The organism is Caballeronia cordobensis (genome assembly GCF_001544575.2).
Classification (GTDB): domain Bacteria; phylum Pseudomonadota; class Gammaproteobacteria; order Burkholderiales; family Burkholderiaceae; genus Caballeronia; species Caballeronia cordobensis.
The window spans coordinates 98464-118217 of the sequence record NZ_FCNY02000015.1 but is presented as its reverse complement, the minus strand read 5'-3'; the positions used below and the strand labels follow the sequence as shown (position 1 = coordinate 118217).

Here is a 19754-nt window from a genome sequence, read left to right as displayed (position 1 = left end):
CGCGTGCCCGGGATGCGCGTCAGTGCGCGGCGATGGCGAGTTGCGGTCGACCGTGTCGCGCGGCGCGCTCGTAGGCGTCCACGGCGAAGGCGAATACGGCGGGCAAGGCGTCGGAGGACGCGACGTCGACTACGTCGTCGGTTTCAGGGAAATGAAAGTCGTCGGGACGCGCGAACAGTTCGCGCAATGTCGCTTCATGCCGTCCGGCAAAGCCGAGGTCGGCCACGGCCTCCGCTTCGATTGCGTGCAGCAGCCGCCAGGTCAACGGCACGCCTTTGTCGATGTAACGTCCCGCGATCTGGCGCGTGATGCGTTCGAGGTCGCGCACAGCACGGGCAAATTGCCTCTTGCTCAGATTTTCGCCATTCGACTCCATGATCCACCCCTTCCAACTGGTCTTATTGTACTGTACAAATATACAGTACTTGTTGCAATGAAAATAGCGTCTCGCTAGTCGACCTGGGTGTATGTGCGATTCCGCCTACGTGCGTTTCAGACGCGTACGACTATGCGCGTTGGCGAACGAAGCGCATCTTAGAGCCATGCTTGGGACATCTCCTGAGCGGAACGCGCAGACGCTTTTCTGCATTCGTTCGACGGCACAGCGCGGCCGATCGCACTGCAAACCACGGGAGAACTGCAATGAACAAGGATCAAGTCGAAGGCGTTGGCAAGCAGGTCAAGGGCAAGATCAACGAAGGCGTCGGCAAGATGACGGGCGACAAGGCTCAGGAAGCCAAGGGTGATATGCAGCAGGCGGCGGGCAAAGTCCAGAAGGGCGTCGGCGATGCGAAAGAAGATCTGAAGGACAGCATCAAGAAGAACCCGTAAGGACGGGCACGGCGGCGCAGGAGTTTAGGCGTCGCATTTGAGACGGGATACGCTCTTTGCGTGTCCCGTTTTTCTTTGGGCCGGCGGTGCCCATGCCAGAACTTGATGCGCATAAAGTCAGCCGTGGATCACCACCAGCAGCGCCTTCGCCTCAGCGCGCCCCACATTGCGGATCGCGTGCGCTTCGTCTGCCGCGTATCGCGCGGTCTCTCCACTTTTGAGCCGACGCGTCGTGCCCGAGGTTTCCACTTCGATGGACCCGTTCAACACCGTGAGATGCTCGCGCGTGCCCGGCTCATGCGCATTCGACGCGAGCGCCGCACCCGACTGTAATGTGAGTTCGTACCACTCGAACTTGCCGGCGAGTTCTATCGGGCCCCATACGCGCAACTGATAACCGCCGTTGTCGCCGCTCAACGTCGGTATCTCGTGCGGACCGGCGACGCGTATCGCTTCAGCCGGCCTCTGCTGCGTGAAGAGCTGATCGAGGCTGATACCGAGCGCGTTGGTCAATCTCCAGGCGACCGCGATCGTCGGATTGGCTTTGTCGCGTTCGATTTCCGACAGCATCGATTTCGACACCCCCGCGGCCCGTGACAAATCATCGAGCGTAAGTTTCCGTTCGCTGCGCAATCGCTGAATGATTTCCCCGACGCGCGGCGGCGCCGCACCGCCCCCGCTGAATTCGCCTGCTTTTTCCTGTGAACCCGTGCTTGCCATGACTCGACTAATCCCTTAGAGTGTTCGGCATATTGGAAATTCGTTCGAAATATCGAACATGTCCGATGCGATGAATGCACTATAACAGGGCTATGGGCCGCGGCGCGAGCAGCAAAGCACGTGGATGCATGGGCACGTCAAGAACAAGGATTGCGATGAAAGACAGATACCTTTCCCATTTGCGCTCGACGCTCGACGAGATACGCGCCGCAGGGTTCTACAAAACGGAGCGCGTGATTGCGAGCCCGCAGTCCTCGGATATCCGGCTGGCGAACGGGAGCGACGTCCTCAACTTCTGCGCAAACAATTACCTCGGACTTGCGGACGATCGCCGTCTTATCGACGCCGCGAAAGCCGGACTCGATGCCGACGGATTCGGCATGGCATCGGTGCGCTTCATCTGCGGGACGCAGACCGTGCACAAGGAACTCGAACAGGCAATCGCACAATTTCTCGGAACCGAGGACTCGATTCTTTATTCGAGCTGTTTCGACGCGAACGGCGGCCTTTTCGAAACGCTGCTGACCGAAGAAGACGCGATCATCAGTGACGAATTGAATCACGCCAGCATCATCGATGGCGTGCGTCTCTCCAAAGCGCGGCGTCTGCGCTACAAGAACAACGATCTCGCGGATCTCGAAGCGCGCCTTCAGGAAGCGGACGCAGCCGGAGCGCGCTTCAAGCTGATCGCGACAGACGGCGTGTTTTCGATGGACGGGATCATCGCCGACCTTGCCGGGATCTGCGATCTTGCGGACCGCTACGGCGCACTCGTGATGGTCGATGACTCGCACGCCGTCGGTTTCATCGGAGAAAACGGGCGCGGCACGCCGGAACACTGCGGTGTGCTGGATCGCGTGGACATCATCACGGGCACGCTCGGCAAGGCGCTCGGCGGCGCATCGGGCGGATATGTCGCTGCCCGCAAGGAAGTCATCGAACTGCTGCGTCAGCGAAGCCGGCCGTATCTCTTTTCGAACACGCTCGCGCCGAGTATCGCGGCCGCTTCGCTCAAAGTGCTCGAACTGCTCGCCAGCAGCGAAGGCGCAAGCTTGCGTCAACGCGTCCGCGAGAATGGTGCGCACTTCCGCCGCGCGATGTCCGCTCTCGGTTTCGACCTCGTTCCCGGCGAGCATCCGATCATTCCGGTCATGCTTGGCGACGCTCAACTCGCATCGAAGATGGCCGATGCGCTGCTCGACGAAGGCGTCTATGTGATCGGCTTTTCGTACCCCGTCGTGCCGAAGGGACGCGCGCGCATCCGCACGCAGATGAGTGCCGCGCATACGCCGGAACAGATCGATCGCGCGGTCGATGCGTTCGCTCGTGTCGGCCGGTCGCTCGGCGTCATCCGTTGAGCACCGTCTCCGGACTTTATGCGCATAAAGGAAGGCCGGGCCACGAGCCCGCGCTCTTCTCAGAATCACTACGAAGACCATACGTCAGGATCCAAACGCAATGAAAGCCCTCGCCAAACTCGAACGCGCGCCCGGCCTTACCTTGACGCGCGTGAAGCGGCCCGATGTCGGCCACAACGACGTGCTCATCCGTATCCGGAAGACTGCCATTTGCGGCACCGACATCCACATCTGGAAGTGGGACGAGTGGGCGCAAAAGACGATTCCCGTGCCGATGCATGTCGGTCACGAATATGTCGGCGAGATCGTCGAGATGGGCCAGGAAGTTCGCGGATTTGCCATCGGCGATCGCGTGTCGGGCGAAGGGCACATCACCTGCGGATTCTGTCGCAACTGCCGCGCCGGTCGCCGTCATTTGTGCCGCAATACGGTCGGCGTCGGCGTGGACCGCGAAGGCGCGTTCGCCGAATATCTCGTGATTCCGGCGTTCAACGCTTTCAAGATTCCTCCCGATATCTCCGACGATCTGGCCGCGATCTTCGATCCGTTCGGTAACGCGACGCATACCGCGCTGTCGTTCAATCTCGTCGGCGAGGACGTGCTGATCACCGGCGCGGGCCCGATCGGCGTGATGGCCGCGGCGATCGCAAGGCATGTCGGCGCGCGCAATGTCGTCATCACCGATGTCAACGAGTATCGCCTCGAACTCGCCCGCAAGATGGGCGCGACGCGTGCCGTCAACGTCGCCCGGGAGGAACTGCGCGACGTCATGAGCGAACTCGGCATGACCGAGGGCTTCGACGTGGGGCTGGAAATGTCCGGCGTCCCGAGCGCATTCACGGCCATGCTGGAGTCGATGAACCACGGCGGCAAGGTCGCGCTGCTCGGCATTCCGCCGGCGCAAACCGCGATCGACTGGAACAAGGTCATCTTCAAGGGGCTCGAGATCAAAGGTATCTACGGGCGCGAGATGTTCGAAACCTGGTACAAGATGGTCGCGATGCTGCAAAGCGGCCTCGATTTGTCGCCGATCCTCACGCACACCTTTCCCGTCGACGACTATCAGCGCGCGTTCGATACGATGCTCTCCGGCAACAGCGGCAAGGTCGTGCTCGACTGGACAGAGGCCTGAAAGACGCGCCCGACAGGCGACACGCGCATCATTGCGCCGGCTGCGCGGGCGCCTTCGAAAACTCCGCTTGAATGGCGACGTGCACATCGTCGCCCACGGCCGGATACCACGTCGTCAATCCGAATTGGGCACGGCTGAAATGTCCGTCGGCTGAGAAGCCCAGCGTTTCCTGCTTCGTGAGCGGATTGACTGCGTGGCCGTTGAACGTCACGTTCAGCGTGACCGGTTTCGTCGTCCCGCGTATCGTCAGATCGCCGGTCAGTACGCCTTTGTCGTCGCCGGTGCGTTGAAAACCCGTGCTCGTGAAGACAATGCCCGGATAGCGCGCGACATCGAACATGTCCGGCCCTTTCAGCATGCGATCGAGCAGCGGCACGTTAGTGTTGACGCTCGACGCATCGATGTCGGCGCGCACCGAACTGCCGGACATGCCGTCCGCATTCCAGTCGAGTTGCGCCGTCACCTTGTCGAATCGGATGACGAAGCGCGAGTAGTGAAAATGATCGACGTCGAAGCTCACGTTCCAGTGATGCGGATCGAGTTGATAATGCCCCGGCGGCACGCTCGCTTCGTTCGGCGATACGCGATGCGTCACCACCTGCAACGGCGTACATGCCATCAACGCGGTCGCCGTCAGAAACGCAATCAGACGCTTATAAAACTTCATCGCGCGTTGCCTCGAAATAAAAATTAGAACTTCGACAAGTTTCGCCGAGAACGGACAAACGTGCCCAGACCGTCACGCGCTTTTCGCCTGCTCACCCGAAAATGGCGCGATCAGGTAGAGTTCGCCTCGACCACCATCTCAAAAATAAGGCGTCGTCGCTCATGTGCGATGGCGGAGAACACATGCGCATCTGGCCGCTCCGCTTCCGAACCTCTCGTGCCGGCTTTCTGACGGCTGTCGCGCTGGCCGCATCGGCGTGGACGCCTGCCGCGCACGCGGGCTGGTGCGACGATGGTCTTTGGGTCGACGCGATGATCGCCTCGCATCACGTTCATCCGGAGAAGGACTTCGAGGAGTTCAATCCCGGTATCGGGCTGGAGTGCTGGGTCGCGCCGCAATGGGCGGTAACGGGCGGCTACTTTCGCAACTCGCTGTCGAAGCCTTCCTTTTATGGCGGCGGCGTCTGGGGGCCGGACTTCCTGCACTGGAATCACATCAGGCTCGCCGTGATGGCCGGTCTCATTTCCGGTTACGACTACGGCAGTTACGGCATCGGTCATAACCATACGGTCGGGCCCGTGGCCGCGCCGCTCATCATGCTCGATTACAAGCGCGTGGGCGCGAACATCATCCTGATCCCGCCGATTCCTTCAAGCGATCTGCCGTTCACGCTCGGTTTCATGCTTAAAGTGAAGTTCTAAGCGATTTGTGGCGAGACGATAGAGTGTCGACTTTTCGAGAAGCTCGCTCCAACGACAATGATTTAGCTACGTCTCGTTTCACTGCATGAAATGGATGCCTGGCGCTTTGTCACGGCGGGCACGTAAGATCTTCCGAAAAGCGAAGAGGGGAACAAAATCCGACGAAACCTACTTTGTCTCCTGACATATCATTAGGAAAACAAAATAAAATTGTCGATTGATCTCGGCGCAGCCGTGCGCAAATGCCGAATCGATCTCAATAAGATGCGCGCGCAACCGTCATGCATATTGCCTGGGTCGACCTTCCGGACGGGAGCGGTGGTGGACCGCGACGGCTCGATGGCCGATCTGTTGTCATCAGGGCCAATCGATACGCGTCGTATGCGAGCCGCTATCTGTCCTTTCCGCAACAACAATTGACCATCGATCAGTGCTTCGATGAAAGTCCGTTCGAAAGCTACAGGAAGTTCTGCTTCTGCGCCGGTCTGGCAGCGCGCGAGAATTTTCCGGCCAAGCCGCGGCAGCGGAAATGAGCGAGGAGCCGGACGTCCCTGAATTCGTGCTACGTGGCGTAGTCCCTACTCGCGCTTGCAATTGGCTCGCCTATCGTATTTATTTGGATTGACTGCAGAGAGTTGACGATTGCCCGCTCCGGAAACAATCGATGAGCGACGTTCCCTTTCCTCATTCGCCATGTGTTCGCCTGAACAAAATGATCCCGACGTCTATCGATATCGCGCTTTCCACCGCGTTCAGCTACGTGTTTCTCTCCGTGCTCGAATGGTTTCTCCATAGGTATTTCATGCACAGGAGAAACCGCGTCACGGCGTGGAGCGGCTTTATCAAATCGACACACTACAAACATGCCGTCCTGCATCACAACCTCTATTACCAGCAATTCGATCACGAACCCGATCCGCAAGGCCGCTATATCAGCGTAGATCCCGACTTCATCTTTACCGTGGTGCTCGCGGTGCCATTCGTCGCGGCGCTTTTTCAACTGGATCACATCCTGGCCTTGGTTTTTTCAGTGGTGCTGGCGCTTCATCACATCATCTGGTTCGCCGCTCATAGACAAATGCACATTCCGAGCGATGCATTCTTCAGAAAGTGGTATCCGTATCGGTGGCTCGCGCGCAATCACTGGATGCATCACCGGTATCGACAAGTGAACTACAACCTCGTCTTTCCGCTCGCCGACCTGCTGTTTGGCACGTACAGGGCGCCGAACGAACGCGACCGCGAACTGATGTCGAAGAACCGCGTGTGAAGGCCTTGCGTTTCAGGCCGCGCCAGCTTCGTCCGCGAGCGGCGGCATCGACCAGTTCACGTCGATCGTGCCGCATATCTGTCTTGTGCCGATCTGCTCAAGCCTGTTGGCCCATCGCCGACGTCTGCCCGATTCCCTCTCTACGCGCAGCTTGACGCTGCGCGACATCCGCCACAACCGTCGCGGACTCATCAATTTCCTCAGCAGCGCAGCACTCACGAGTGAAGCGCATTCTTCAAACGTATCGTTCGGCTCAATGACGACGGTCCGCCCGTCTGCCGCTCCCGCGCTCGCTTCCACGCCGTTTCATAAGCGATTGACAGAACACGATGTCTTCAAACGAAGCCACCCCCGTTCGTCCTCTCAATGCGTCCGGGACGATCTACCCGACTTGCATCGCCACGCGTGGACGCGTGACATCCGGATAGCGCGCTGGCAGGCGCCACGTCCATCAACCGATACGAAGGTGACCACGATGACGATCCCATTCAGCGGCGACGCCGCACCCCTGGACGAAGAAGGTGTCGGGACCGCGCTGGACACGCTCGGGCTCAAGGCGCCGGAACTGTGGGCCGTACTGGCGGTCGAGACCCGCGCGTGCGGCTTTCTGCCGGACGGACGGCCCGCGATCCTGTTCGAGCGTCACAAGTTTCACGATCAGACGAACGGCCGCTTCGACGCGACGCATCCCGAGATCAGTGCGCCTTCGTCGGGCGGCTATGGGGAAGGCGGCGCGCATCAGTACCTGCGTCTCGCGGAGGCCCAGGCGCTCGACGAGACGGCTGCGCTCAAGAGCGCGTCATGGGGCCTCGGGCAGGTGATGGGGTTCAACTTCTCCACGGCGGGATACGCCAGCGTGCAGGCCATGATCGCCGCGATGACGCGGTCGGAAGACGACCAGTTGCTCGCGACGGCGCATACGATGGCAGGGAACGGATGGCACAAAGCGCTGCGTCAACACGACTGGGCCACGTTCGCGAGAAGCTACAACGGCCCGAGCTATCGCGCCAACAATTACGACGTGCGGCTTGCTGGCGCCTACAGCAAGTTCGCCTCGGGCGGCACGCCGGACCTCGTGCTGCGCGCGGCACAGGTGTATCTGACGTATCTCGGGCTCGCGCCCGGCGCCATCGATGGCGTGATGGGCAGGTTCACCCGCTCCGCGCTGAACGCATTCCAGACGCAGCGTGGCTTGCCGCTCACGGACGGCATCGATCCGGATCTGCTCGGTCTGCTTAGGCAGGCGGCGCAGGAAAAGCGAGCGCTTCATTGAGGCAACCGCGAGCGAGCGCTGGCCGATGTCGCCGCCCGCCGAGGATTCGCCCACGCACACCGGCGCATCCCGGTCACCACCGCACGGTCAGTCCGCGGTAATCGAGGTATTCCAAGCCCGGTCGCCCTTGCTTGGCCAGCAGCACATTCACGACCCCAGGAACGCTCTCCTCGATCGACAGTGTCCCATCTGGCCCGCCCAGTTCGGTGCGCACCCAACCCGGTGCCATTAGCAACATGGCGCGGGGCGTTTGAGCCTGGCGCGCGGCAAAGCAGCGCATGAACTGATTCAGTGCCGCCTTGCTGCCACGGTAGACCTCTCGCTGGCCGGACTCGTTGTCGGCAATGCTGCCCTGTCCGGACGACATGACCCCGATCAGCCCTGTGGGCGGAACAAGATCGCACAGGCGTTCCACCACCCGCATGGGGCTGAGTGCATTGGTGATCATGAGGCTCACGTAATCGTCGGTCGACACCTCGCCGATAGTTTGGGATGGATCCGGATTGGTGGTACCAGCATTGACGAACAGAATGTCGAACGTCCGGTCGGACAAGCGCTCGTGCAGGGCCCGGATCTCATTAGGGCGGGTGATGTCCAGAGTCTCAATTTCGACCTTGTCCCGATGCTCATCGGCAAGCGCATGCAGCGGGGTCCGGCCGCTGCCGGCGCGCACGGTACCCACGACGCGCCATCCCTTCTTCAGAAACTCAGCCGCCATGGCATGGCCAAGTCCGCGCGAGGCGCCGATGAGCAGAATCGTGGGCGTGTGAGTGGGGTTTAGCGCTTGGGGCATGAGCGTTCCTTCTTCGTCGGCGTGATGTTGGTTATTCTGGGGACCACTCCAGCTTTGCACCAGACGCTCTGCCTGCAATCCATGATTGCACCAAACGCCACACCTGACCGCCTTTCCGCTATGCTGGCGCGATGTCACGCGTCGACCTCAACCTCCTGACGGCCCTGGATGTGCTGCTGACCGAACGCAGCATTACGGGAGCGGCCCGGCGCCTGAACCTCAGCGTCTCGGCCATGAGTCGCACGCTCACGCGTCTGCGTACGGCCACTGGCGATCGCCTACTGCTGCAGGCCGGCCGCACGCTGGTTCTCACGCCCTACGCGGAGCAGTTGAGCCAGCGCCTCCCTTCGCTGACGCGCGAAGCGCAGGCGTTACTGAGCCCTGCAGACCACGTGTTCGACGCCGCCACCCTCGAGCAACGCTTCACCCTGCGAGCGGGAGAAGGCTTTATCGACCTGCTCGGTGTGCCTTTGATGAACAGGATCCAGCGCGCGGCCCCCGGCGTGAAGCTTTGCTTCACGCCCAAGCCTGACTGGGACGCCCAGCCACTGCGCGAAGGCATGATTGATCTCGAGATCGGCATCGTCGGGACCAAGGCCCCCGAGATCCGTACGCGCCTGCTCTTTCGCGACCGCTACGTGGGCGTGTGCCGACTCGGGCATCCGCTTATGGGCGGCACCGGTTTCAGCATCGAGCACTGGACTTCGTGCGGCCATGTGGCGACTTCGCGGGTCAAGGATGCGGTTAGCACGGTGGACGCGGCCCTCGAAGCACTGGGCCTGCGGCGGAAGGTGGTGATGGTGGTTCCGTCCTATACCAGCGCCATGCAACTAGCCCGTTACTCAGACTTGCTTTCCACCATCCCGCATTCCTGTCTCGGCAACCCGTTCACACCCGACCACGCCGCGGCCAACGGGCTTCAATACTTCGAGCTGCCTGTGCTCACACCCGCTTTCAATGTCTCGGCGATTTGGCATCCCCGCCTGGACCAGGATCCGGGCCATCGGTGGCTTCGCGCCGAGGTGCTGGAGATGTGCCAGGCGGCCTATCCGCGAGATCCGAAGCCGGAAGATTCACTGCGATCCAATCGCTAGTCCGGTCGCACACTCCTCATCTTTTGACGCGTCGTTGCTCTCCTGCGATTGGCTGTGTGAACGACCGCAATCAGTTCACCGCGGATCCAACATCCGCGCCGCATGCTGCAGACACTCCAGCAACAACGCGGCGGCGGGCGTCAACGGACTGTCCCGCCGCGTCACGACGCGAACCGACACCGCCGGCAACGGATCGGCAATGGGGAAAATCGCGAGTCCCTCGCCGACCCACGGATGGTCGAGCAGCGCGGCCGGCATCGCAGCCAGCGCATCCGAGCCACGCAGCAACCCATGCGCGATGATGAAGCTCGGACACTCGATCACGCGCCCCGGCACCGTGAGCCCGCGCTCCGCATACGAATCCAGCAGCGCCTGCGTCGAGCTTTCCGGCGACGGATTCAACAGCCATTCCGCCTCCGATAACTCCGCGAGCGACGTGCAATGCCTCAGCGGATGATCCGCGCGCCCAACGATCGCCGAGCGGCTTTCGTACAACTCGATGTGATCGAACTCCGGCGCGAGATGCTCGGGCACGACGACCGCGACCACGAAATCGAGCGAGCCATCGCGCAGGCGCGGCATCGCCACGCCCGGAAAGCCTTCGATGAAACTCACGCGCGCATTCGGCATCTGCCGGCGAAACGCGCGGTACGCCTGCGGCAATATCGATAACGCCGCGGTCGGCGTAACGGCCGCGCTCACACTGCCCGCGCCCGCGCCTTTCATCTGCGCGATGTCGTCCTCGGCGCGCCGCATCTCGCTCACGATCAAATGCGCCCGCACGCGCAACTGCTGCCCGAACGCGGTCAGTTGCACCCCGCGCGCGGTGCGCAGAACCAGCGGCACGCCGAGATCCTGCTCCAGCTCCTTGATCGCTTTCGTCAGCGCGGCCTGCGACAGGTGCAGGCTGCGCGCGGCCGCGCGGATGCTGCCTTGCTCGGCGGTCGTGAGAAACGCACGGAGCTGGTGATACTTCATGCTCATGAGGGACATCCTAGGGTTATTTCCGACAACCATCGGTCATCACGCAATAAATTTACAGTCTTTTGGTTTGCGTTTCGGCTTTATATGCTTGGGACACTTGAAAAACGCATCGAGCAAGGAGTGTCACATGTTGTCAGTCGAGCCCGTCGTTCCAGGCATTGCCGCCATCGCGGCCGAATTCGTCGATGTCCGGCGGCGCATTCACGCGCATCCCGAAATGGCGTTCGAAGAAACGCAGACGAGCGATCTGGTCGCGCAATCGCTCGCGCAGTGGGGCTACGAAGTGCATCGCGGGCTCGGCAAGACGGGCGTCGTCGGCGTGCTGAAAGCGGGCGAGGGCGGCAAGCGCATCGGCCTGCGCGCGGACATGGATGCGTTGCCGATCGAGGAAACCACCGGTCTGCCGTATGCGAGCACCCACGCCCGCACGATGCACGCATGCGGCCACGACGGCCACACCGCGATGCTGCTGTGCGCCGCGCGTTATCTCGCTGAAAGCCGGCAGTTTTCGGGCACGCTCATCGTGATCTTCCAGCCCGCCGAGGAAGGCGAGGCGGGCGCGCGCGCGATGATCGAAGACGGCCTCTTCGAGCAATTCCCGTGCGACGCCGTGTTCGGCCTGCACAACATGCCCGGCCTGCCCGCGGGCGACATGTTCTTCACGCCGGGGCCGGGCATGGCGTCGTCGGACCGCGTGAACATCACGGTGCGCGGCGTCGGCGGTCACGGCGCGATGCCGCACGTCGCACGCGATCCGATGCCCGCGGTCGCATCGATCATGCTCGGCCTCAACAGCATCGTCGCGCGCGAAGTGGATGCGCAAAAACCCGCGGTCGTCACCGTCGGCAGCGTGCAGGCGGGCGAGGCGTGCAACGTGATTCCCGAAACCGCGCTGATGAAGCTCTCCGTGCGCGCCCTCGACGCGGGCGTGCGCGAACTCTTGCAGGCGCGCATCACCGTGCTCGCGAACGCGCAGGCGCTCGCTTACGGCTGCACGGCCGAGATCGATTACGAACTCGGCTATCCCGTGCTCGTGAATCACGCCGAACCGACGGCCTTCGCCACCGATGTCGCCGTGAAGATGCTCGGCTCGCAACGCGTCGAGCCGGCCGCCAAGCCACTGATGGGCAGCGAGGACTTCGCGTTCATGCTCGAAGCGTGTCCGGGCACGTATGCGTGGATCGGCAACGGCGTCGGCTCGAAGGGCGGCTGCATGGTTCACAACCCCGGTTACGACTTCAACGACGACATCCTCGCCATCGGCGCGAGCTACTGGGTGCGCCTGGCCGAAGCCTGGCTCGCCGACTGATTCCCTCGGAGCACATCATGAACGCACCCACCTTCGCCAGCGCGCCGGCGAATGCATCGACGCAGACCAGCCGCGCAGCGCGCACGCGGCTCGTGATGGCGGCGGCGGTCGGCAACGCGCTGGAGTTCTACGACTTCACGGTCTATGCGTTCTTCGCGCTCGTCATCGGCAAGCTGTTCTTTCCGGTGCACGATCCGGTTGGCCAGTTGCTGCTCGCGGTGGCGAGCTTCGGCGTCGGATTCTTCACGCGTCCCATCGGCGGCCTGCTGATCGGCATGTACGCCGACCGCGCCGGCCGCAAGAAGGCGATGCTGCTCACGCTCGGCCTGATGGCGCTCGGCACCGCGATGATCGCCGTCGCGCCGACCTACGCGCAGGCGGGCGTCGCGGGTCCCGTCATCCTCGTGATCGCGCGTTTGATCCAGGGCTTTTCGGCGGGCGGCGAAGTCGGCGCATCGACGACGCTGCTGCTCGAACAGGCGCCCGCGAACCGGCGCGGCTTCTACGCCTCGTGGCAGTTCGCGAGCCAGGGCTTGTCAGCGCTCGCGGGCGCATTGACGGGCGTCGCGCTCACCGCATCGCTGAGCGCGTCGCAACTCGAAAGCTGGGGATGGCGCGTGCCGTTCATCATTGGCACCGCAATCGTGCCGGTCGGCTGGTGGCTGCGGCGCACGATGGAAGAAGCGCCGCGCGAAAGCGTCGCGGCGCAACCGAAAGCCCCGAAGATTCCGCTCGTCACGGTGCTGCGCGAGCATGGCCGCGCCGTGCTCAACGGGCTCGGACTGACGATCGGCGGCACGTCGGCGCATTTCATCATCGTGTTCTATCTGTCGATCTATGGCGTGAAGCAGCTTGGCTTGCCGAGCTGGACCGCGATGCTCTCGGGCTGCGTGTCGGGCGCGATCCTCTTCATCGTCGCGCCGATCGGCGGCTATCTGTCGGATCGCATCGGCCGCAACAAGCTCGCGCAGACGACGCGCGTTCTGCTCATGCTCGCGATCTGGCCGGCCTTCGCGCTGCTGAACCAGTCGCCGACCACGGGAACGTTGCTCGCGGTGGTCACGGCGTTGTCGATCGTGCATTCGCTCAATGTCGGGCCGACCGGCGCGATGCTCGGCGAGCTTTTTCCGCGATCGGTGCGCGCGACGGGCGCGGCCATTGTCTACAGCCTGGGCGTTGCGATCTTCGGCGGCTTCGCGCAGTTTTTCGTGACCTCGCTCATCGTCATCACGAAGAGCGCGATGGCGCCCGCGTGGTACGTGATCGGCTGCGGCACGCTCTCGGTGATCGCGGTCGCGTGCATGCGTGAACGGTCGAGGGAATCACTCGACTGATCGTCAAATCTTGCGATAGAAAGCGCGCCGGGCCTGCGAGCGGGGTGTATAACTCGACAGGTCCGGTATCGAAACAAGGCCGCGCTCGCGGCCTTTTTCTCTGGATCCCACAATATGACGAACGCGCATCAAAAAGGGGACATTCATGCGCAAGCTACGCTCTCAAAGCTGGTTCGGCGGCAAGGACAAAGACGCCTTCATTCATCGCTCGTGGATGAAAAACCAGGGCATTCCTCACGATAACTTCGATGGCCGCCCGGTCATCGGCATCTGCAATACATGGTCCGAACTCACGCCGTGCAACGCGCATTTCCGCGAGCTCGCGGAATACGTGAAGCGCGGCGTGCGCGAAGCGGGCGGCCTGCCGCTCGAATTCCCGGTGATGTCGCTCGGCGAATCCAATCTGCGGCCCACCGCCATGTTGTTCCGCAATCTCGCGTCGATGGATGTCGAAGAGTCGATACGCGGCAATCCTATCGATGGCGTCATTCTTCTCGTCGGCTGCGACAAGACCACGCCCGCGTTGCTGATGGGCGCGGCATCGTGCAATCTGCCCGCGCTCGCCGTATCGGGCGGCGCGATGCTGAACGGCCGCTTTCGCGGCGGCACGCTTGGCTCGGGCACGGGCGTGTGGCAGATGTCGGAGGAAGTGCGCGCGGGCACGATGACGCAGGAAGAATTCGTCGAGGCCGAGTCGTGCATGAACCGCTCGCGCGGCCATTGCATGACGATGGGCACCGCCTCCACGATGGCCTCGATGGTCGAATCGCTCGGCATGGGTTTGCCGCAGAACGCCGCGATTCCCGCCGTCGATGCGCGCCGTCAGGTGCTTGCGCATATGGCGGGGAGGCGCATCGTCGATATGGTCAAAGACGATGTCACGATGGACAAGATCCTCACGCGCGAGGCCTTCGAAAACGCGATTCGCACGAACGCGGCTATCGGCGGATCGACGAATGCGGTCGTGCATCTGATCGCGCTCGCCAAACGCATCGGCGTGGAACTGACGTTGGAGGACTGGGAACTCGGCAGCAACGTGCCATGCCTCGTCAATCTGCAACCATCGGGCGAGTACCTGATGGAAGACTTCTATTACGCGGGCGGGCTGCCCGCGGTGTTGCGTCAGCTCGGCGAGCAAGGGCTTTTGCATCGCGATGCGCTCACGGTGAACGGCCGCTCGATCTGGGAGAACGTGAGCGACGCGCCGAACTACGACGAGAAAGTCATCACCACCTTCGCGCAGCCATTCAAGCCGCATGCGGGCATCGCGGTGCTGAAGGGCAATCTCGCGCCGAACGGCGCGGTCATCAAGCCATCGGCGGCGACGGCTTCGCTTTTGAAGCATCGCGGGCGCGCGGTCGTGTTCGAGAACGTCGAAGACCTGCACGCCAAGGTCGACGACGATTCGCTCGATATCGACGAGCACTGCATCATGGTGTTGAAGGGCGCGGGGCCGAAGGGCTATCCGGGTTTCGCGGAAGTCGGCAACATGCCGCTGCCGAAAAAAGTGCTTCAGAAGGGCATCACGGACATGGTCCGCATCTCCGATGGCCGCATGAGCGGCACGGCATACGGCGCGGTCGTGCTGCATGTGTCGCCGGAAGCGGCGGCGGGCGGCCCGCTCGCGCTCGTGCAGACAGGCGACATGATCGAGCTCGACGTCGAGGCGCGTCGCCTGCATCTCGACGTATCGGACGAAGAACTCGAACGACGCCGCGCCGCGTGGCAAGCGCCGGAGTTGCCGAAGCGCGGCTACTACCGCCTGTATGTCGAGCACGTCTTGCAGGCGGATCAGGGCGCGGATCTGGACTTCCTCGTCGGATCGAGCGGCGCGCCGGTGCCGCGCGACTCGCATTGATCGGAGGCGATTCATGACAGACCAGCATCAAGCGCCGCCGCCGGGCATGTGGCCGGTTCTCTATGCGTTCTTCGACGCGCTGAACCGCATCGACAGCGACGCCACGCGCAAGCAGATTGACGCGACCATCGCGGCGGGCGCGCCCGCCATCGTCACGCTCGGGCTTGCGACGGAAGTGAATCGCCTGTCGGAAGACGAAAAGCGCACGATGATCGACGATTGCGCCGCGCATATCGCAGGACGCGTGCCGCTCGCGGTCACCATCACGGGCGATAGCGTGGAGCGTCAGGTCGCGCTTGCCGATTACGCGCTCGAGCGCGGCGCGTCGTGGCTCATTCTTCAGCCGCCTTCAAGACGCGGCGAGCCCGAGGCGTTCTACTACGACTTCTTCGCCTCGGTGCTCGAACGAACCGGCGCGAGCGCAGGCCTGCAGAACGCGCCCGAATATCTGGGCGTGGGTTTGTCGGCGGAATCGATCGCCGCGCTCGCCGCCGAGCGGCCCAACTTTCGCCTGCTCAAGGGCGAAGGCCCGGCCGTGACGATACGCGCGACCATCGAGCGCCTGCGCGCGCTCGAACAGACGCTCGCCGTGTTCAACGGGCGCGGCGGCCAGGAACTCATCGATAACCTGCGCGCGGGCTGCGATGGCCTGATCGTTGCGCCGGATGCGTTCGATCGTCAGGTGGCGATCCACGAAGCGTTCGCCGAAGGCCACGAGCATGACGCCGAATCGCTCTACGCCGAAGTGTTGCCTGAGATCGTCTTCGTGATGCAGTCGCTGGAAACGCTCACCTGTTACGGCAAGCGCATCGCGGCGTGGCGCATGGGCTTCGATGTCGCGCACGATCGCGGCGCGCGCCCTACGTCATTCGGCCTCGAATGCGCGCGGCGGTTCGCGCAACATCTCGGTCCAACCTCACGCGTCTTGCGCCGCTGAACCGTCAGGCCGGGCGGCGCGTGAAGCGCTGCTCGGTCACCGCCTTGCCCCATTGCTGGCCTTCGGCTTCGTCCGTCAGCGTGAAGCCGAACGACTCGTACAAGTGACGCGCGGCGTCGAGACTCTTGAAGGTCCACAAATACGTCTCGTCGTAATGCGCGTCGGCGAAGTCCATTGCGCGCGCCATCAATTGCCGGCCCACGCCGCTGCCGCGCAATGCATCGTCGATGATGAACCAGCGCAGATGCGCGACGCGCGTCGCGGCATCGCCATCGATTGCGAGCGAGCCGAGCGTGCGCTCGCCTTCCATGACGAGCCACAAGGCCTTGCCTTGCGCCGGCAGATTCTCGGCGAACGCGGCCAGTTCCGTTGCCACCTTGCGCTCGAAGAACACGCCGAAGCCCGCATGATGCGCATAGAAGCGCGCGTGCAGACTCGCGATATCGCCGATGCATCCCGGCCGATAACCTTCGACGATACAGGCGCTTTCGGTATGCGCGGCGCGCGCCTTTTCGTGCTGGTGATCGTGACCGTGCGCGAGTGCATCGGCGTAAAGCGCGAGCGAGCGCACGAGCGTCTGCTGATCTTCGGGCACCATGCGGCGCAGCGCGTCGGAAACCTGGTCGGTGGCGAACTTGTCGATCTTTCGGCGCAACTTCTGCCCGGCCGACGTGAGATAAAGTTCCGACGAGCGCGCGTCGTCGCTCGAAGTCTGGCGCGTGAGCAGCCCCGCCGCCTCCAGCCGCGCGATCTGACGGCTCGCGTTCGACTTGTCGAGCCGCAGAATCGCGGCGATATCGCGCGCCTGGATGCCGGGCGTCGCGCCGATCTCGATGATCGCGTGCACCGCGGAAGGCGCGAGGCCGCTGTCCGCGAGCGTGTTGCGCATGAAGCCCAGTTCGCGCACGAGCTTGCGCGAAAACTCGCGTAATTCGAGGATGGTTTTGTCGCGGGATTGAACGGGGGTATCGACGAAGTCCATGACGGTTCCATTGGTTGCGAAGCGCAACGATGTTCTCGTAGACTAGTTGCGCCCCGCAACTTTTGCAAGCGAAACGATGCGGTAAATCGTGCTCCCGCAAAATCTCACCTTGCGGCAAACCGGCAAAAATGGACAGGCAAAAAAGAACCCGGCTCAAGGCCGGGTGAAGGAGATCGGGCGAGTTCCGAGTCACGCCCGATCGCGTGGCACGCTGCTGCGCGGTGATTCGCCGGCGAGCCGGCGCGTTCGACGTATAGTGCGTGGCCCAACCTTATGCGATGCTTAAAGCCTGCGCTTCACTTGGCCGTTGCCGGGCGACAATGTGCGTTCGCGCGCGTGACTTAAGTGGCGGTTAAGCATGCGGGCGGGAGAATCGGCGGCGACGCGTTAGAGCCTGGAGAATCGCATGCGCCTGTTACTGGTGGAGGACGACGAGATGATCGCGGAAAGCGTGCTCGCGGCGCTGCGCCGCGCGAGCTACACCGTGGACTGGGCGCAGGACGGCCGGGCCGCGGAGCTTTCGCTCGGCAACGACGTGTACGACCTCGTGTTGCTGGACCTGACGCTGCCCAAGCGTGACGGCATCGATGTGCTCGCGGACTATCGCAAGAAGGGCGGCGCCGCGCCCGTGATGATCCTGACCGCGCGCGATGCCATCGACGACCGTATCCGCGGCCTCGATACCGGCGCGGACGACTATCTGATGAAGCCCTTCGATCTGGACGAGCTTGCCGCCCGCGTGCGCGCGCTGCTGCGGCGGCGCACCGGCCACAAGCATCCCGTCTATACGCACGGCGAACTGACGCTCGACCCCGCCGCGCACGAAGCGGCCAAGGGCGGCGTCGTGCTCAATCTCGTGCCGCGCGAATTCTCGCTGCTGCAGGCGCTGATCGAAGAGCCGTCGCGCGTGTTCCGCCGCAACGAGCTCGAAGAAAAGCTGTACGGCTGGGGCGAGGAAGTCGGCAGCAATGCGATCGAAGTCCACGTGCACAGCCTGCGGCGCAAGATCGGCGCGGACGAGATCGTGACCGTGCGCGGCGTCGGCTATCGATTGAAGAGGATCGGATGACATCGATTCGCCGATGGCTGCTCGGCTGGCTCTTCTGCGGCCTCGGCATCGCGTGTCTGATCGCGGGAATCGGCATTTTCAGCGCTGCGCGGCTGGAGGCGGGCGAGCTCTTCGATTACGAACTGCGCACCGTCGCGCTTTCGCTGCCGCACAACATCACCGCCGACGGCATCGCAGAGGGACGCGATCCCGAACTGCACGGCATCGCGGACGACAGCCTCGTCATCGACATATGGGACCGCTCGGGCCGCCTCATTTATCACTCGCCGCGTGAGCCGGCGTTGCCGCGCTTCGGCGAGGGCTTTCAATCCGCCGATCGTGAAGGCTATCGCTGGCGCGCGTTCGGCGTCACGCAGCCGGATCGTTTCGTGCAAGTCTCGCAGCCCTACTTCATTCGCGACGACATGGCCGTGACGCTCGCGCTGCGCACCATCTGGCCGCTTGCGCTGCTCATTCCGGCGATCGTCGTGATCGTGCTTGTCGTCGTCGCGCGCGGGCTTTCGCCGGTGCGCTGGCTGTCGCAGTCGCTCGCCGCGCGCTCGCCGGAATCGCTCGAACCGATTGCATTGACCAAGCCGATGCCGGACGAACTGCGCCCGCTCGTCGACGCATTGAACGGCCTGCTCGCGCGCCTGAACGACGCGTCGCAGGCGCAACGAACCTTCGTCGCGGATGCGGCGCACGAGCTGCGCACGCCGCTCACCGCGCTGAAGCTGCAAATCCAGGGCGCTATCGGCGACGGCTCGCTACAGGTCGATCACGGGACGATCGCGAAAATCGACGGCCGCCTGAATCGTCTCATCCACCTCGCGCAGCAGTTGCTCAGCATGGCGCGCGAAGATGCCGCGCCCGAAGCCGCTATCGCGCCGATGAGCCTGCGCGCGCTCTGCGAAATGCGCGTCGCCGATTTCTCGCTGCTGGCGGAAGCGCGACACATCGATCTCGGTCTGGAACTCGAACACGCGCTGAGCGATGACGACGCCTTCACCATCCTGGGCGACACGCACGCGTTCGCCGCGCTCGTCAACAATCTGCTCGACAACGCGATTCGCCATACGCCGCCCGGCGGTCGCGTCGACGTGACCTTGCGGCGCGAAACGCAAGGCATTACGTTGACCGTGCTCGATTCCGGCACGGGCATTCCGGAGAGCGAGATCGACCGCGTGTGCGACCGCTTCTATCGTTGCAGCGGCACGTCGGGGCACGGCAGCGGGCTCGGGCTCGCCATCGCGCTGCGGGTCGCGCAACGGCACCATGCGACGCTCGATGTGAAGAACCGCGCGGACGCGAGCGGCCTCGCCGTCTCGGTGCGCGGCTTGCGCGTGGCGGCGTCGTCCTTGCGCGAGAGCGATATCGTCAGCGGAATGAATGCGTGAATGAAAGCGCAAGAAGCGGGGCGTCGCTATTTTCGCGCGCGACGATGCTGGTTGTTTCCATCCTTG

The 19754-nt window shown here is 63.1% G+C and carries 21 protein-coding genes; 14 read left to right on the top strand and 7 right to left on the bottom strand.

Annotated elements, in window-relative coordinates:
• Positions 1-19: 19 nt before the first annotated feature.
• Positions 20-376, bottom strand: coding sequence for a DUF2471 family protein (locus AWB70_RS26360; protein WP_014251555.1), 357 nt, complete (start codon positions 374-376; stop codon positions 20-22).
• Positions 377-642: 266 nt separating this feature from the next.
• Here AWB70_RS26360 and AWB70_RS26355 point away from each other — a divergent pair, with 266 nt between their 5' ends.
• Positions 643-831 carry a CsbD family protein gene (locus AWB70_RS26355; RefSeq protein ID WP_014251556.1) on the top strand — a complete coding sequence of 63 codons (189 nt, stop codon included), beginning with the start codon at positions 643-645 and terminating at the stop codon, positions 829-831.
• Between the two features lie 117 nt (positions 832-948).
• Here the strand turns inward: AWB70_RS26355 and AWB70_RS26350 are convergent, their stop codons facing one another.
• Entirely contained in the window at positions 949-1551 is a 603-nt protein-coding gene (locus AWB70_RS26350) for a helix-turn-helix domain-containing protein (protein WP_053569708.1), read from the bottom strand.
• A 155-nt stretch (positions 1552-1706) separates the two neighbouring features.
• On the opposite strand from AWB70_RS26350, the gene AWB70_RS26345 reads away from it, so the two are divergent.
• Both AWB70_RS26345 and tdh read left to right on the top strand, forming a co-directional pair.
• On the top strand, positions 1707-2909 hold the full coding sequence (locus AWB70_RS26345) for a glycine C-acetyltransferase (RefSeq protein ID WP_045452527.1): 1203 nt from the start codon (positions 1707-1709) through the stop codon (positions 2907-2909).
• A 100-nt stretch (positions 2910-3009) separates the two neighbouring features.
• Positions 3010-4041: an L-threonine 3-dehydrogenase gene (gene tdh / locus AWB70_RS26340; RefSeq protein ID WP_045452530.1), complete on the top strand. Its 1032-nt coding sequence runs from the start codon at positions 3010-3012 to the stop codon at positions 4039-4041.
• A gap of 28 nt (positions 4042-4069) precedes the next feature.
• Here the strand turns inward: tdh and AWB70_RS26335 are convergent, their stop codons facing one another.
• Entirely contained in the window at positions 4070-4708 is a 639-nt protein-coding gene (locus tag AWB70_RS26335; protein ID WP_053569709.1) for a YceI family protein, read from the bottom strand.
• 182 nt (positions 4709-4890) lie between these two features.
• Here AWB70_RS26335 and AWB70_RS26330 point away from each other — a divergent pair, with 182 nt between their 5' ends.
• The 3 genes from AWB70_RS26330 to AWB70_RS26325 all read left to right on the top strand — a co-directional run bounded on the left by AWB70_RS26330 (position 4891) and on the right by AWB70_RS26325 (position 6679).
• A complete protein-coding gene (locus AWB70_RS26330) occupies positions 4891-5409 on the top strand; it encodes a hypothetical protein (RefSeq protein ID WP_053569710.1) in 519 nt (172 codons plus the stop codon).
• Between the two features lie 281 nt (positions 5410-5690).
• The gene (locus tag AWB70_RS38460) at positions 5691-5942 is read left to right on the top strand and encodes a hypothetical protein (RefSeq protein ID WP_143281705.1); all 252 of its coding nucleotides are present in this window, start codon (positions 5691-5693) and stop codon (positions 5940-5942) included.
• 179 nt (positions 5943-6121) lie between these two features.
• Positions 6122-6679 carry a sterol desaturase family protein gene (locus tag AWB70_RS26325; protein ID WP_060854214.1) on the top strand — a complete coding sequence of 186 codons (558 nt, stop codon included), beginning with the start codon at positions 6122-6124 and terminating at the stop codon, positions 6677-6679.
• Between the two features lie 12 nt (positions 6680-6691).
• Here the strand turns inward: AWB70_RS26325 and AWB70_RS26320 are convergent, their stop codons facing one another.
• Complete coding sequence (locus tag AWB70_RS26320; RefSeq protein ID WP_060854213.1) at positions 6692-6979, bottom strand: hypothetical protein; 288 nt, start codon at positions 6977-6979, stop codon at positions 6692-6694.
• 175 nt (positions 6980-7154) lie between these two features.
• Between AWB70_RS26320 and AWB70_RS26315 the strand changes: the two genes are divergently transcribed.
• Positions 7155-7952 (top strand): N-acetylmuramidase domain-containing protein, encoded by a 798-nt coding sequence (locus tag AWB70_RS26315; RefSeq protein ID WP_053569712.1) that lies wholly within the window; start codon positions 7155-7157, stop codon positions 7950-7952.
• 73 nt (positions 7953-8025) lie between these two features.
• Here AWB70_RS26315 and AWB70_RS26310 read toward each other — a convergent pair whose 3' ends face one another.
• Entirely contained in the window at positions 8026-8745 is a 720-nt protein-coding gene (locus tag AWB70_RS26310; protein ID WP_053569713.1) for an SDR family NAD(P)-dependent oxidoreductase, read from the bottom strand.
• Between the two features lie 131 nt (positions 8746-8876).
• Here AWB70_RS26310 and AWB70_RS26305 point away from each other — a divergent pair, with 131 nt between their 5' ends.
• Positions 8877-9839, top strand: coding sequence for a LysR family transcriptional regulator (locus AWB70_RS26305; RefSeq protein WP_053569714.1), 963 nt, complete (start codon positions 8877-8879; stop codon positions 9837-9839).
• Between the two features lie 75 nt (positions 9840-9914).
• On the opposite strand, the gene AWB70_RS26300 is transcribed toward AWB70_RS26305, so the two are convergent.
• A complete protein-coding gene (locus tag AWB70_RS26300; protein WP_053569872.1) occupies positions 9915-10817 on the bottom strand; it encodes a LysR substrate-binding domain-containing protein in 903 nt (300 codons plus the stop codon).
• A 133-nt stretch (positions 10818-10950) separates the two neighbouring features.
• Here AWB70_RS26300 and AWB70_RS26295 point away from each other — a divergent pair, with 133 nt between their 5' ends.
• From AWB70_RS26295 to AWB70_RS26280, 4 genes are all read left to right on the top strand, one after another.
• The gene (locus AWB70_RS26295) at positions 10951-12132 is read left to right on the top strand and encodes a M20 aminoacylase family protein (protein ID WP_053569715.1); all 1182 of its coding nucleotides are present in this window, start codon (positions 10951-10953) and stop codon (positions 12130-12132) included.
• Between the two features lie 17 nt (positions 12133-12149).
• Positions 12150-13466, top strand: coding sequence for an MFS transporter (locus AWB70_RS26290; protein WP_053569716.1), 1317 nt, complete (start codon positions 12150-12152; stop codon positions 13464-13466).
• Between the two features lie 145 nt (positions 13467-13611).
• Positions 13612-15324: an IlvD/Edd family dehydratase gene (locus AWB70_RS26285; RefSeq protein ID WP_053569717.1), complete on the top strand. Its 1713-nt coding sequence runs from the start codon at positions 13612-13614 to the stop codon at positions 15322-15324.
• A 13-nt stretch (positions 15325-15337) separates the two neighbouring features.
• Complete coding sequence (locus AWB70_RS26280) at positions 15338-16261, top strand: dihydrodipicolinate synthase family protein (RefSeq protein ID WP_200826440.1); 924 nt, start codon at positions 15338-15340, stop codon at positions 16259-16261.
• A gap of 4 nt (positions 16262-16265) precedes the next feature.
• Here the strand turns inward: AWB70_RS26280 and AWB70_RS26275 are convergent, their stop codons facing one another.
• The gene (locus AWB70_RS26275) at positions 16266-17243 is read right to left on the bottom strand and encodes a helix-turn-helix domain-containing GNAT family N-acetyltransferase (RefSeq protein WP_053569718.1); all 978 of its coding nucleotides are present in this window, start codon (positions 17241-17243) and stop codon (positions 16266-16268) included.
• A 406-nt stretch (positions 17244-17649) separates the two neighbouring features.
• On the opposite strand from AWB70_RS26275, the gene AWB70_RS26270 reads away from it, so the two are divergent.
• Together AWB70_RS26270 and AWB70_RS26265 are read left to right on the top strand one after the other, a co-directional pair.
• Positions 17650-18312 (top strand): response regulator, encoded by a 663-nt coding sequence (locus AWB70_RS26270; protein WP_014251572.1) that lies wholly within the window; start codon positions 17650-17652, stop codon positions 18310-18312.
• Positions 18309-19688: an ATP-binding protein gene (locus AWB70_RS26265; protein ID WP_053569719.1), complete on the top strand. Its 1380-nt coding sequence runs from the start codon at positions 18309-18311 to the stop codon at positions 19686-19688. Before AWB70_RS26270 ends, AWB70_RS26265 begins: the two co-directional genes overlap by 4 nt.
• The last annotated feature ends 66 nt before the right edge of the window (positions 19689-19754 follow it).

Bases quoted from the DNA above. Each gene is read 5' to 3' on its own strand.
- AWB70_RS26310 (WP_053569713.1), bottom strand. From the start codon at position 8,745: ATGCCCCAAGCGCTAAACCCCACTCACACGCCCACGATTCTGCTCATC.
- AWB70_RS26285 (WP_053569717.1), top strand. From the start codon at position 13,612: ATGCGCAAGCTACGCTCTCAAAGCTGGTTCGGCGGCAAGGACAAAGAC.
- AWB70_RS38460 (WP_143281705.1), top strand. From the start codon at position 5,691: ATGCATATTGCCTGGGTCGACCTTCCGGACGGGAGCGGTGGTGGACCG.
- AWB70_RS26355 (WP_014251556.1), top strand. From the start codon at position 643: ATGAACAAGGATCAAGTCGAAGGCGTTGGCAAGCAGGTCAAGGGCAAG.
- AWB70_RS26315 (WP_053569712.1), top strand. From the start codon at position 7,155: ATGACGATCCCATTCAGCGGCGACGCCGCACCCCTGGACGAAGAAGGT.
- AWB70_RS26360 (WP_014251555.1), bottom strand. From the start codon at position 376: ATGGAGTCGAATGGCGAAAATCTGAGCAAGAGGCAATTTGCCCGTGCT.
- tdh (WP_045452530.1), top strand. From the start codon at position 3,010: ATGAAAGCCCTCGCCAAACTCGAACGCGCGCCCGGCCTTACCTTGACG.
- AWB70_RS26345 (WP_045452527.1), top strand. From the start codon at position 1,707: ATGAAAGACAGATACCTTTCCCATTTGCGCTCGACGCTCGACGAGATA.
- AWB70_RS26330 (WP_053569710.1), top strand. From the start codon at position 4,891: ATGCGCATCTGGCCGCTCCGCTTCCGAACCTCTCGTGCCGGCTTTCTG.
- AWB70_RS26265 (WP_053569719.1), top strand. From the start codon at position 18,309: ATGACATCGATTCGCCGATGGCTGCTCGGCTGGCTCTTCTGCGGCCTC.
- AWB70_RS26270 (WP_014251572.1), top strand. From the start codon at position 17,650: ATGCGCCTGTTACTGGTGGAGGACGACGAGATGATCGCGGAAAGCGTG.
- AWB70_RS26295 (WP_053569715.1), top strand. From the start codon at position 10,951: ATGTTGTCAGTCGAGCCCGTCGTTCCAGGCATTGCCGCCATCGCGGCC.
- AWB70_RS26350 (WP_053569708.1), bottom strand. From the start codon at position 1,551: ATGGCAAGCACGGGTTCACAGGAAAAAGCAGGCGAATTCAGCGGGGGC.
- AWB70_RS26325 (WP_060854214.1), top strand. From the start codon at position 6,122: ATGATCCCGACGTCTATCGATATCGCGCTTTCCACCGCGTTCAGCTAC.
- AWB70_RS26280 (WP_200826440.1), top strand. From the start codon at position 15,338: ATGACAGACCAGCATCAAGCGCCGCCGCCGGGCATGTGGCCGGTTCTC.
- AWB70_RS26290 (WP_053569716.1), top strand. From the start codon at position 12,150: ATGAACGCACCCACCTTCGCCAGCGCGCCGGCGAATGCATCGACGCAG.
- AWB70_RS26300 (WP_053569872.1), bottom strand. From the start codon at position 10,817: ATGAAGTATCACCAGCTCCGTGCGTTTCTCACGACCGCCGAGCAAGGC.
- AWB70_RS26335 (WP_053569709.1), bottom strand. From the start codon at position 4,708: ATGAAGTTTTATAAGCGTCTGATTGCGTTTCTGACGGCGACCGCGTTG.
- AWB70_RS26305 (WP_053569714.1), top strand. From the start codon at position 8,877: ATGTCACGCGTCGACCTCAACCTCCTGACGGCCCTGGATGTGCTGCTG.
- AWB70_RS26275 (WP_053569718.1), bottom strand. From the start codon at position 17,243: ATGGACTTCGTCGATACCCCCGTTCAATCCCGCGACAAAACCATCCTC.